Annotated in this window: 15 protein-coding genes; all 15 read left to right on the plus strand. The window is 29.4% G+C overall.

Features of this window, described 5'->3' with window-relative positions; translation table 11 throughout:
* Genes fliG through flhA form a run of 15 tightly spaced genes read left to right on the plus strand, consistent with a single transcriptional unit; the run spans window position 1 to window position 12,839 of the window.
* Window positions 1-1,056 carry a flagellar motor switch protein FliG gene (fliG, locus tag H8S20_RS19140; RefSeq protein ID WP_366456653.1) on the plus strand — a complete coding sequence of 352 codons (1,056 nt, stop codon included), beginning with the start codon at window positions 1-3 and terminating at the stop codon, window positions 1,054-1,056.
* Window positions 1,049-1,798, plus strand: a complete 750-nt coding sequence (locus H8S20_RS19145; RefSeq protein WP_032117086.1) for a FliH/SctL family protein — start codon at window positions 1,049-1,051, stop codon at window positions 1,796-1,798. Before fliG ends, H8S20_RS19145 begins: the two co-directional genes overlap by 8 nt.
* A 10-nt stretch (window positions 1,799-1,808) precedes the next feature.
* Window positions 1,809-3,116, plus strand: a complete 1,308-nt coding sequence (gene fliI, locus H8S20_RS19150; protein ID WP_186861087.1) for a flagellar protein export ATPase FliI — start codon at window positions 1,809-1,811, stop codon at window positions 3,114-3,116.
* A gap of 14 nt (window positions 3,117-3,130) precedes the next feature.
* Window positions 3,131-3,571 (plus strand): flagellar export protein FliJ, encoded by a 441-nt coding sequence (fliJ, locus tag H8S20_RS19155; RefSeq protein ID WP_032117088.1) that lies wholly within the window; start codon window positions 3,131-3,133, stop codon window positions 3,569-3,571.
* A gap of 13 nt (window positions 3,572-3,584) precedes the next feature.
* Window positions 3,585-4,769 carry a flagellar hook-length control protein FliK gene (locus tag H8S20_RS19160; protein WP_186861088.1) on the plus strand — a complete coding sequence of 395 codons (1,185 nt, stop codon included), beginning with the start codon at window positions 3,585-3,587 and terminating at the stop codon, window positions 4,767-4,769.
* A gap of 9 nt (window positions 4,770-4,778) precedes the next feature.
* Window positions 4,779-5,258: a flagellar hook capping FlgD N-terminal domain-containing protein gene (locus H8S20_RS19165; RefSeq protein ID WP_186861089.1), complete on the plus strand. Its 480-nt coding sequence runs from the start codon at window positions 4,779-4,781 to the stop codon at window positions 5,256-5,258.
* 14 nt (window positions 5,259-5,272) lie between these two features.
* Window positions 5,273-6,061, plus strand: a complete 789-nt coding sequence (gene flgF / locus H8S20_RS19170; protein ID WP_186861090.1) for a flagellar basal-body rod protein FlgF — start codon at window positions 5,273-5,275, stop codon at window positions 6,059-6,061.
* Window positions 6,062-6,075: 14 nt separating this feature from the next.
* Entirely contained in the window at window positions 6,076-6,891 is an 816-nt protein-coding gene (locus tag H8S20_RS19175) for a motility protein A (RefSeq protein ID WP_186861091.1), read from the plus strand.
* A complete protein-coding gene (locus H8S20_RS19180) occupies window positions 6,881-7,585 on the plus strand; it encodes an OmpA family protein (RefSeq protein ID WP_032117092.1) in 705 nt (234 codons plus the stop codon). The genes H8S20_RS19175 and H8S20_RS19180 overlap by 11 nt, the downstream gene beginning before the upstream one ends.
* Before the next feature lie 3 nt (window positions 7,586-7,588).
* Complete coding sequence (locus H8S20_RS19185) at window positions 7,589-7,990, plus strand: flagellar biosynthetic protein FliO (protein ID WP_032117093.1); 402 nt, start codon at window positions 7,589-7,591, stop codon at window positions 7,988-7,990.
* Entirely contained in the window at window positions 7,962-8,624 is a 663-nt protein-coding gene (gene fliP / locus H8S20_RS19190) for a flagellar type III secretion system pore protein FliP (RefSeq protein WP_186861092.1), read from the plus strand. Before H8S20_RS19185 ends, fliP begins: the two co-directional genes overlap by 29 nt.
* Before the next feature lie 12 nt (window positions 8,625-8,636).
* Complete coding sequence (gene fliQ, locus H8S20_RS19195) at window positions 8,637-8,906, plus strand: flagellar biosynthesis protein FliQ (protein WP_032117095.1); 270 nt, start codon at window positions 8,637-8,639, stop codon at window positions 8,904-8,906.
* Between the two features lie 2 nt (window positions 8,907-8,908).
* Entirely contained in the window at window positions 8,909-9,673 is a 765-nt protein-coding gene (locus tag H8S20_RS19200; RefSeq protein ID WP_051986729.1) for a flagellar biosynthetic protein FliR, read from the plus strand.
* 32 nt (window positions 9,674-9,705) lie between these two features.
* Window positions 9,706-10,773 carry a flagellar biosynthesis protein FlhB gene (flhB, locus tag H8S20_RS19205; protein WP_051986731.1) on the plus strand — a complete coding sequence of 356 codons (1,068 nt, stop codon included), beginning with the start codon at window positions 9,706-9,708 and terminating at the stop codon, window positions 10,771-10,773.
* Between the two features lie 11 nt (window positions 10,774-10,784).
* Entirely contained in the window at window positions 10,785-12,839 is a 2,055-nt protein-coding gene (flhA, locus tag H8S20_RS19210; RefSeq protein WP_186861093.1) for a flagellar biosynthesis protein FlhA, read from the plus strand.
* Window positions 12,840-12,841: the final 2 nt, after the last annotated feature.

Genomic DNA, 12,841 nt, shown 5'->3' on the forward strand with positions numbered 1-12,841 from the left:
GTGGAGAAAGATATTTTAATTAGAGGGAATGCCTATGATTTAGGGGATATAAAAAAGGATAAGATAAGTGGTGCGAGAAAAGCTGCTGTATTACTAATGACTATAGGTGTTGATTTGTCATCTAACATAATAAAAAATCTATCAGATAAGCAAATACAAAAAATAGGAGTTGAAATAGCAGGGTTACATACAGTTACTGCGGATGAACGAAGAAAAATATTAAACGAGTTTTTAGAGATAAGAAAAAGTAGAGATTTTTCAATAGAAGGTGGAATAGATTATGCGAAGAGTCTTATTCAAGGAAGCTTTGATGACTCTAAAGCAAGCAAACTTATGGAAGGTATAAACTATGAAGCTTACACTAAGGTTTTTACAGCTGCTAGGAAAGCTGATGCAAATCAAATACTTTCATGTATACATGGAGAAAGCGCTCAAACTATAGCTATAGTTTTAGCTCATATTCAACCAGAAAAGTCTGCACAAATAATATGTAATTTAAATGAGGACCTACAAAGAGAAGTTGCTTTAAAACTAGGATCAATAGAGAGAATATCTCCTGTAGTAATAAAAGCTGTAGATAAGATTCTTGAAGAAAAATTAGCATCAATAAGTGAAAAGAAAATAGGTCACTCAGATGGATTTGATAATTTAATAGATATTTTAAGTAAGGTAGATGGAAGAACGGAAAAAAATATTATGAATTTCCTAGAAGTTAAAAACACTATTTTAGCTGAAAAAGTTAAATCTAGTATGTTTGCTTTTGAAGATATATTAACTCTAGATAATAATTCAATCCAAAGAATATTGAAGGAAGTAGATTTAAAAGATGTAGCTATTGCACTTAAGGGAAGTGGCAATAGCATATCAGAAGTAATATTTAGAAATCAATCTAATAGAGCAGCTGAAGTTCTTAAGGAAGAAATTAGCTTATTAGGGCCAGTGAAGGTTTCACAGATAGAAGAATCTAAGAGAAATATAGTAAAGGTTGTTAGAAACTTAGAATATGAAGGACAAATAAGTATAAGTAAGGGAACGGAGGAAGAGCTCGTTGTCTAATAGCAATAATATACTTAGAAAAAAACAGATTCATATAGAGGGGAAATTAAGCTTTAGTATATCAGATGATGGAGAAGTAGTAAGTAATATACCGGAAAAGTTGATTAAAGAAAAAGAAGATATAGAAAGAAAAATAGTTGAAGCGAAAGAAGAATATAACAATATTTCTAAAAAGACTTCTTTAGAGATAGAAAAGATATTAAATGAGGCTAATATTGAAGCAAAAGATATAGAGAGAAAAGCTTATGAATTAGGATATGAGCAAGGATTAAAAAATGGGTATGAAGATGGATTTAAAGAAGCATATCAGAAAAATATAGATAAAGCAATTAAGGAAAGTAGAGCAATAAAAGATGAAGGATACAAAACTTTACTGCAAATAAGAAGTGAAGCAGCAGATTATATAAAAGAGAGTAAGAATAATATTTTACAGGTATCTATAGAAATAGCAGAGCAGGTTCTTAGGGAAAAGTTTGAAGACACTGATACTATGAACAAGCTTTTAGAGAATGTAATAAAGGAATATAACTTAAAAAAAGATATGGTAATAAAGATAAATCCGACATATATAAATCAATTACAAATTAGTGATATAAAAAATAAGCTTGATTTAACTCAGAGAGTATTTGTTATATGTGATTCAGATATAGAAAAGGGAAATGTAGAAATAGAAACAGGTAGTGGAAAATTAATAGTAGGAATAGATGGGGTTTTAGAAAAGATAAGATCGGAACTATTATAGTGGAGGAAATATGATATCTATAGATTTTAATAAGGTGATTAAAAAGATTAATAATATAACTCCATATATATCAGAGGGGAAAGTTAAAAAAATTATTGGATTAACTGTTGAAGTTGAGGGATTAAAAACTTCGGTGGGAGAGTTATGTACAATATATAATCAGTTTAATAATCCAATAAGTTGTGAAGTAGTTGGATTTAGAGAAAATGAAATTATATTAATGCCATTAGGTACATTAGTTGGAATAGGTCCAGGCTGTAGAGTGGTTGCTAGTGGAAATCCTTGTAGTGTTAGGTGCAGCGAGGAGCTTCTGGGTAAAGTAATAGATCCATTAGGGAATCCTATAGATGAATATAAGATAGAAGCAGGAGAGAGATACAGTTTATCTAATAAGCCGCCAGATCCTATGAAGCGTAAGAGAATTAAACATATAATGCCTACTGGAATAAAGGCAATTGATGGATTTATAACTTGTGGTGAAGGGCAAAGAATAGGGATATTTGCAGGTAGTGGAGTAGGTAAAAGTACAACTTTAGGAATGATAGCAAGAGCAGCTGAAGCTGATGTTAATGTTATTGCATTGGTAGGTGAAAGAGGTAGAGAAGTTATGGACTTTATAGAAAGGGATTTAGGTCCAGAAGGTATGAAAAGATCTGTAGTAGTTTGTGCTACATCGGATAAACCACCATTAGTAAGACTTAAGGGAGCGTTAACTGCAACTTCAATTGCTGAGTATTTTAGAGATCAAGGAAAAAAGGTAATACTAATGATGGATTCTGTAACTAGATTTGCGATGGCTCAAAGAGAAGTTGGACTTGCTATAGGAGAACCACCGGCACAGAAGGGGTATACTCCATCAGTATTTGCGGAATTACCTAAGCTTATGGAAAGAACAGGACTTTCTGATAAAGGCTCAATAACTGCTTTTTATACAGTGCTAGTTGATGGAGATGATTTTAATGAACCAATTGCTGATGCTGTAAGAGGTATTCTTGATGGACATATAGTTTTATCTAGGGCATTGGCATATAAGAATCATTATCCAGCTATAGATATTTCAAATAGTGTAAGTCGTCTTATGAATGATATATGTGAAGACGAACATAAAGAAGTAGCATCTTTTGCGAGAGATATAATTGCAACTTACAAAGAGGCTGAAGATTTAATAAACATTGGAGCTTACGAAAGAGGATCAAATAAAAAGATAGATATAGCTATAGATTATATCGATAAGGTGAATGAATTTTTAAAGCAAGGGATAAATGAAAAAAATACATTTGATGAAAATATAAGTAGCTTAAAAAACATATTTGCATAAGGAGAAGAGGTTATATGGAAAACTTCAAGTTTAGTCTTCAAAAGGTATTAGATATTAAGGTTAAAAATGAAGATGAAAGTAAAATAAACTATTCGAAAGCTCAGAATGAAAAAAGAGAAGTAGAAGAAAAGTTAAAAGGTCTAGAAGTTAGTTACGAAAAATACTCTGATTCAATAAATATTGAAAATATAGTAGAGAGAAAAATAACTTCAAACTATTTGAATTTTATATCAACAATGATTGATGAAACTAATGATGAATTAAACCAAAAAGAGGAAGTAGTAAATAAAGCCAGAGTTGATTTAATGAATAAACAAATTGAAAGAAAATCCTTAGAAAAACTCAAAGATAATAAATATATGATTCATAAAAAGAGTGAGGATCATAAGGAGCAAATTATAAATGATGAGTTTGGAATGTATGCGTACTTAAGAAATAAAAGTAGCGTAGGTTAGGAGCTGGATAAATATGAAGATAGATATGTTATCAATGGCAATGAATAACTCGATTAATAATGATAAAAAAACAGAAAAAAGCGAAACAGGATTCTCATCTATTTTAGAAAATGAAGTTGATAATATTTTTTTTAAAGATATTCAAGATGAAGAAGTAGAGATTAAAGATGAATTATTACAAATTATATATTCATTAATAAGTAAATTAAATATCAATAATGATGTTGATAGTAAAAAAATAGAAGAGCTAGATTCAATTATAGAGAAAATAAATCCAGAAAGATTAAGTGAACTTAATACAAAATTAAATAAAGATAAAATAGCTACAGTATTAAATGATATTAATTTAAATAGTTCAGAGATAAAGCTTATAAATAATAAGTTAGAAGATATTATTAATAGAACAGTAGAGAGTGTTAGAAAAGAAATAAAAGATATACATAAAAATAGTTTATTAATTAAAGATAATAGCAATACTGAAATCAAGTTAATTGAAGATATTAAGAAGGGTTTAGAAAATAACTTAAATAAAGAAAGTAATGGCAGTACAGTTGCAAACTTAATAAATAATAATTTTAAGCAAATCCGATATGTAGAAGATAATTATTTAGACAAGGATAAAAATATATTATTGAAAATTAGTGAAGGTAATAGTGATACTATATTACCTTCTAAAGAGATAGAGTCTGGTGATAATGATTTAAATATCTTAAATAATATATCTAATTTAGAAAAAAATTTAATGGAAGACATTACTGATATAAAACCGGTAGAGATTAGAAGTGGTTATATAGTAGATGATATAGGACAAGCAATTAGATATCTAAAAAATAACGGGATTGAGGATTTAACTTTAAAGATAAATCCTAAGGAGTTAGGAGAATTAACTATAAAGTTAATAAAGAGTAAAGGGGAAAACAAAGTTATTATTACTTCATCAAGTAGTGAAACCTTTAAATTAATAAATGAGAATATCAAGGATGTAGAGAGTCATTTATTAAATTTAGATATTAAATTAAGTCAAGTATCGGTAGAAATTAAAAATTATGGTCATGGTGATTTTTCAGGTGATTTAAATCAACAGTTTAATAGAAATACTTCAAAAGAAGAAAGAAAAAATACATTTACTAATGGTAAAGATTCAGAAGAAGAAATAAATAAGGTATCTGAAGAGACAAATATCAATTTATTAATATAGGAGGGTCATATGGAGATATCAAATATAAAAAGCACAATGTATGGAAAAACAGAAAATGGAACTCCTATTGTGGAAGCAGGAAAGGAAACTGACAAAGATATATTTTTAAAGATGTTAGTAGGTCAAATGGCTAACCAAGATCCTTTTAATCCTCAGGATCCAACGCAATATATTACTCAATTAGCTCAGTTTTCTAGTCTAGAGCAAATGATGACTCTTAATGATTCAATGGAGTATTTAATAGGAGTAAATAATGGAGTTTTAGTTAATAGTGCATTACAAACAGCATCATCATTAATAGGAAAAAATGTTGAAGTATCATCTTTAGATGAGGATGGAAAGTATCAAGATTATTCAGGAAAGGTCCAAAGCGTAGCAGTAAAGGATGGAACTGTAGTTTTAGAACTAAAATTAGAAAATGGAGAAGTGAAAGAATTCGAATATTCAGAGCTTGTTAAAGTAAATGAAAGTAAAAATATAGAAGAGTAAAGGGGTAAGGAAAAATGTTAAGATCAATGTATTCGGGAATAAGTGGAATGAAAGCTAATCAAGTAAAGATGGACATAGTAGGTAATAATGTAGCTAATGTTGGAACGACAGCATTTAAAAAATCCAGTGCAAGATTTTCAGATGCCTTAAATCAAAGTATGATATATGCAAGTGGAGCATCAGCTACAGTAGGTGGAGTAAATCCTGGACAAGTAGGGATTGGAACAAAAGTTATAGGAATAAATAAGTATATGACTCAAGGTTCATTACAACCAACTGGAAGACCATCAGATTTAGCTCTTGATGGAGATGGATTTTTTGTAATAGATTTAGGCGATGGGGAGATTGGATATACGAGAGATGGATCATTTAATATAGATACTAATGGTCAATTAGTAACAGCTGAAGGATATAGAGTGTTAAATTCAGATGGCGATCCGATAACTATTGATTTATCTACATATATATCATTTACTGTGGGGAAAGATGGAGCTATTACAGGTATAGAGAAAGATGGTAATAAAGTAGAACTTGGAACTATAAATGTAGCAACATTTCCAAATCCAGAAGGTTTAGAGATGATAGGTGGAAATATATACAAGGCAACAGTTGCTTCAGGAGATGTTGTAAATAACAGTGCAGTTTCGGGTTCGGTAATACAAGGAGCAATAGAAATGTCAAATGTAGATTTATCAGAGGAGTTTACGGATATGATAGTTACAACAAGAGCATTCCAAGCTTCAAGTAAGGTAATAACTACAAGTGATGAATTATTACAAGAAATAATAAATCTTAAGAGATAAATAAGAGGTTAATTATGAAGAAACAAGATATATTAACACCAATTGGATTGTTATTAGGAATAAGTCTTATCATATTTGCAATATCAAGTGGTGAAGTTGGTTTAGGTGGTTTTTACGATGTGATGTCCATAATCATAACTATTGGTGGTTCATTTTCTGCTTTACTTATAACATTTCCACTAGATGAAATGATAAATATTTTAAAGATGACTAAAAGTTTATTTACGACACCAGCTGTATCTAAAGTTGAAATGATAGACACTTTTAAAAATTTATCTATGAAATCTAGAAAAAATGGATTACTTTCAATAGAAGAAGATATAGAAGACATAGAAGATGATTTTTTAAGAACTGGGCTAGAATTAGTAGTAGATGGTGTTGAAACAGAATTAATAGTAGATATTTTAAATACTAATATTTCAGAAGTAGAAAATAGATATAACAAAGGTGCAAAGATATTTAAAGCATGGGGTTCATTTGCACCAGCCTTTGGTATGATAGGTACATTAATTGGGTTAATAGAAATGTTGGCACAGTTGGATAACCCAGACAATATAGCAAGTGGTATGGCAAAGGCTCTTATAACAACCTTCTACGGAGCATTGCTTGCAAATTTAGTTTTAAATCCTCTTGGGTTTAATCTTCAAAATAAGGGCGAAAAAGAAGTTGAGATAAGAGAAATGATATTAGTTGGTATCTTAAGTATAAAAAATGCTGAATCAACAAGAGTGTTAGAGGAGAAATTAGTAAGCTTTTTAACTGTAGAAGAAAAAGCCAAATATTTAAACGATGGAATATTAAATAAGAGGATGAATAAACATGCAGCGTAGAAGAAGAAAGCAAGATGATATTAATACAAATGCATGGATGGATACTTACGCAGATACCATAACATTATTGCTAACATTTTTTATACTATTATATTCATTTTCTACTATTGATAATGAAAAGTTAAAACAAATTGCATCATCACTTAAGGGGCAGGTAAGTGGAACTCCAATGGTTGTTGAACCAATAGGAGATGAAGTGGAAATTTTAGAGCCTGGAGTAGGTAGTAAAAATCCATACGATATATTAGTTGAAAAAGTAACTACGATTATTGAAGAAAATGGATTAAGTGACGTTATAACAATAAGGGAAGAAGATGCAGGAGTAATTCTTCAATTAGGAAATAGTATACTGTTTGATTCATCTAAAGCTATATTGAAAAGTGAGAGCTTTGAAGCTCTTGATGTAATAAGCAGTATAATACCACAGATTGATAATGAAATTATGGTGCAAGGACATACAGACAATAGACCTATAAATTCTTATGTATATCCATCTAACTGGGAGCTATCTACTGCTAGAGCAGTTGCTGTAGTTAAGTACTTTATTAATGAAAAAGGGCTTGATCCTGCTAGATTTTCAGCGACAGGGTATGGAGAAAATAGACCTTTAGTAGAAAATACATCAAGTGCAAATATGGAGATAAATAGAAGAGTTGATATATTAATAGTTCAACAAAAGGAGACTACAGAGTAGATAATGGATAAAACACTTATAGAATACTGGATTAACATAATTATAATAGTACCGATTATAGTTTCTTTAATAATAATTTCGCTAAGACTTAGTAGAAAGAGTATAGAAACGTTAAATATAGGTTCATATACTCAGGTTATTGAAAGATTTAATATGACTAAAGATACGACATTATATGTAATAAGAACAGGAAAAACAGGATGTGTATTAGTATCTTCAGCTCATCACACGGAAGTAATTAAAGAATTAAGTGAAGAAGATGTTAATGAAATTATTAATGCTAAAAAAGAGAAAAGAGCTTCTATAAGTTTATCAGCAGTATCTGAGATAAATTTTAAAGAAATATTAAATAACAACTTTAAAGGAAAAAGAAAAGATGGATATAATAAGCGAAATTTTATCTAATACAGAATTAACTTCAAGTATGCAGATGTTATTCTTTATGACTATTCTTATGCTATTGCCAACGATACTAATTATGATGACAAGCTTTGTAAGAATAATAATTACATTTTCATTTATAAAGTCTGCATTAGGGGCTCAACAAACAATACCTAATACTATATTAATTGGATTAGCTTTGTGTATGACCATGTTTATTATGAGTCCTGTTGTAGAAAAAATAAATCAAAACTCTATACAGCCTTATATGGGTGAAGAAATAAATGATGAACAAGCTTATGAAGAGTTAAAAAAACCAATAGTAGAGTTTTTACTTAAGAATACAAGAGAAAAAGATTTAGAGTTATTTGTAAACAACTCATCAATCAAAGGTGAAAATATAGATAGAGAAGAGTTACCACTTAATATAATAGTGCCAGCATTTGCAATAAGTGAGTTAAAAACAGCCTTTCAAATAGGTTTTATAATTTATATACCATTTTTAGTTGTAGATCTTATAGTATCTAGTACTTTAATGTCTATGGGAATGTTTATGCTTCCACCTGCAATGATTTCATTACCATTTAAATTGCTTTTATTCGTAATGGTTGATGGATGGAACTTATTAGTTAAGTCCCTAATTGAGAGTTTTATATGATAGGAGAAAAATATGAGTGAAATAATGATAATGACAATAGTTAAAAAAGCATTAGTAGCAGGAATAATGGTAGCAGGTCCGATACTCCTTATATCGTTAATAGTTGGACTAGTAATAAGTATCTTTCAAGCTACAACGCAAATTCAAGAACAAACTTTGACCTTCGTACCTAAACTAGTAACTATAATTTTAGTTTTAGTTTTATGTGGACCATGGATGTTAAATAAATTAGTTATGCTTACGACAGAGTTATTTAATATGATATCATCAATAGCTAAATAATTATGATAATATATGTATTTTTTAGGCTAACAGCGTTCTTTATAGCTACTAATATAATATTTCCGAACGGAACACCTAAATTGTTTAAGGTTGCATTTTCACTTTTCTTATCAATAGCAATAGGAATTAACGTAGACGTAAATATAGAAATAAACAACTTTTATGAACTGATAAGATGTACTGCTATTGAAACAGCTAATGGATTAGTATTAGGGTATATAGTTAATATATGTTTTTATACATTGAAGATGGCGGGTAAGTTAATAGATAACCAATTAGGATTATCTATGGCAAGTACATATGACCCTAATACTCAAAGTCAATCAACTATAATTGAAAACTTAATGTACTTTGTAGGAATTGTAATATTTTTTGTGGTAGATGCCCATCATATTTTGATTGATTCTATACAAAAAAGCTTTAACTTAATACCTATAGGATACTCTATATTAGAAAATAATCTAAGTTATATAATACATGTATTTACACAGTATTTTATTATAGGAATAAAGCTGGCAATACCAGTAATAATTGTATTAATATTAACTGATTTAATAACAGGAATAATATCAAGAAGTATTTCAGGCTTAAATGTAATGATTATAGGAATGCCATTAAAGATGTTGGTAGGAATAATATTTTTAATGAGCGCATTGCCTTTTATTTTAAATCAAATACAGGATATGTTTAAGGGATTAATAGATGTGTTAGAAGGAACATTAGCATATAGTGGTCCAATTATAAATTTAATAAGTGAATTAATTTAAAACACATAAATATAAATTTAGGGGGAGATACTTTGTCTGCATCAGATAAGACAGAACAACCTACCGCCAAAAGGAAAAAAGATGAGCGTAAAAAAGGTAATATAGCAAAAAGTAAGGAAGTCTCAAATGCTTTTACTTTAATAGGTGCTGTAGGTTGCATTTACATAATGCTTAATAGTTCAATAAAACAATTAAAAATAATTATCTCCTCGTCTTTAACCATGAACTTTAATACTGATATAACTAATGGAATGGGACATTCTTTACTAGTTGATGGATTGTTTAATTATGCCAAAATATTTATACCTATAGGTGTTGTAATTATGATGCTAGGAGTTATATCGAATGTAGCACAAACAGGATTTTTATTTAGTAAAGAAGCAATAAAACCTAAGTTTTCAAAGTTAAACCCTATAAGTGGATTTAAAAATATATTTTCACAAAAAGCAGCGGTATCGGCAATAAAAAACACTATTTTATTAATAGTTCTTGGATATATAGGATATTCATTCATTTCAAAAAAATATATAGATATTTTGAAGTTGGGAGATATTTATTTTCCATATTTAATTTATTCAATAATTGAAATAGTAAAAGAACTATTTAGTATAGCAATACTTATAGCAATAGTTATTGGTGCTATAGATTTTGCTTACCAATTATATTCTCATAAGAAAAACTTGAAAATGACTAAGCAAGAAGTGAAGGAAGAATATAAACAGTCAGAAGGGGACCCTCTTGTAAAGTCTCAAATTAGACAAAGGCAGAGACAGATGTCTAGTCAGAGAATGATTCAAAATGCAAGAGAAGCAACTGTGATAATAACAAATCCAACTCATATATCAATAGCTATTAAGTATGAAAGGGATGTAGATTCAGCCCCTACGGTAATTGCAAAAGGAGCTGATGTTTTGGCTATGAAGATAAGAGAGATAGCTAAAGAAAATGATATTCCTATAATAGAGAACATACCGTTAGCAAGACTTATGTATAGAGAAGTAGATGTGGATCAGGAAGTTCCAGCAGATATGTATGAGGCAGTAGCTCAAGTTTTAGTTGCTGTATATAAAATAAAAAATAGATATAAAAAGAATAAATAGAGAGGTTATAAATGAGTAAATTCAACATTAAAAATAGATTTGATATATTAGTTGCCTTTGGGGTAATTGGAATAATACTAATGATTATAATACCATTGCCTTCATTTGTTCTTGATATATTACTAGTAATAAATATTAGTTTGTCAGTATTGATTTTACTTATGACTTTATTTTCAACTAATATACTACAATTATCAATATTTCCAACAATATTATTAATAACAACATTATTTAGATTAGGGCTTAATATTTCCTCAACAAGACTTATTTTAGGAGAAGGTTATGCTGGAAATATAATTGAATCCTTTGGAAGTTTTGTTGTAAGAGGTAACTATGTAGTAGGAATAATTATATTCTTAATAATTATAATAATACAATTTGTAGTAATTACTAATGGATCAGGAAGAGTTTCAGAGGTATCTGCAAGATTTACATTAGATGCTATGCCAGGTAAACAGATGGCTATAGATGCAGATTTAAATGCAGGTATGATAGATGAAACAACTGCTAGGAAACGAAGAAAAGAGTTGCAACAGGAGGCAGACTTTTATGGATCTATGGATGGTGCATCTAAGTTCGTAAAAGGTGATGCTATAGCAGGGATAATAGTTACCTTAATAAATATAATAGGTGGAATAATAATTGGAGTCATGATGTTAGATATGGAGTTTGGAGAAGCAGCTCAAAACTTTATAAGTTTAACTATTGGAGATGGACTTGTTAGTCAAATACCAGCGTTATTAATATCGACTTCAGCAGGTATTCTTGTAACTAGAGTCAATAGCGATGAAAGCTTTGCTAGTCTTGCTGGGAAACAATTAACATCTATTCCAAAGGCCATAACAATAACAGGTGTAGTACTACTTATACTTGGAATGATACCAGGATTACCTAAGTTATCTTTTTTAACACTTGGTATTGGATGTGTTGCAATTGGCTTTGTATTAAGAAAGAGTGAGCAAGAAAGTAGAAATGAAATTGTAAATAATGAAGTAGCAGTAGATGAAAGTGCTACGTTAAATGAAGTAGAAGATGTAACAGATTTATTGAGTGTAGAACCATTAGAGGTTGAAATAGGGTATGGCCTTATACCTTTAGCTGATGAAAGTGGTGGAGGAGATTTATTACAAAGAATATCTTCAATAAGAAGACAATGTGCAATAGATATGGGAATAATAGTTCAACCGATAAGAATAAGAGATAATCTACAATTAAATCCAAATCAATATTGTATAAAAATAAAGGGAAATAAAGTAGCTACATATGACTTAATGCCAACAATGATTTTATGTATGGATCCTATGGGATTAGGGTTAGATATAGAGGGAATAAGAGCAATTGAACCAAGTTTTGGGTTAGATGCTATGTGGATAACTAAAGATAAAGTTGAAGAAGCTGAATTAAAAGGATATACGTTAGTAGATCCTTCCACTATATTAGTTACTCATTTGTTAGAAATAATAAAGGAAAAATCTCATGAATTAATGGGAAGGGAAGAAGTTAAAGCTATAATAGATGCAACTAAAGATAGATATAGTGTAGTTGTAGATGAGCTTATACCAGATTTAATGACATTAGGAGAGGTTCAAAAGGTATTACAAAATTTACTTAAGGAAAAAGTATCAATAAAAGATAGAGTAACAATACTTGAAACTTTAGCTGATAATGCCATAAATACAAAAGATATTGAATTGTTGACTGAGTATGTAAGAATGGCGTTAAGCAAAGGAATTTGTTCGGAGCTTATAGATGAAAATAACTATATAAATGTCGCAACATTATCAAGTGATGTTGAAAGATTAATATCTAATAGCTTACAAAAATCTGCCCATGGAACTTATCCAGCAGTAGATCCAGATAATACAAATAAAATTTTTAGCAGTATAAAAAATATAAGTGAAAACATTGATTTTTATAATAATAGGCCAATAATTTTAGTTTCGCCAAAAATACGAGCACCATTTAGAAAACTTGTTGAGATGGTATTTCCGAATGTATCTGTGCTTTCGCTAAATGAAATACCAAATGAAGTTCAAATAAAAGCGCAGGCTACAGTTAGTATATAGTA

This window comes from Clostridium hominis, from assembly GCF_014287825.1.
Taxonomy (GTDB): domain Bacteria; phylum Bacillota; class Clostridia; order Clostridiales; family Clostridiaceae; genus Clostridium; species Clostridium hominis.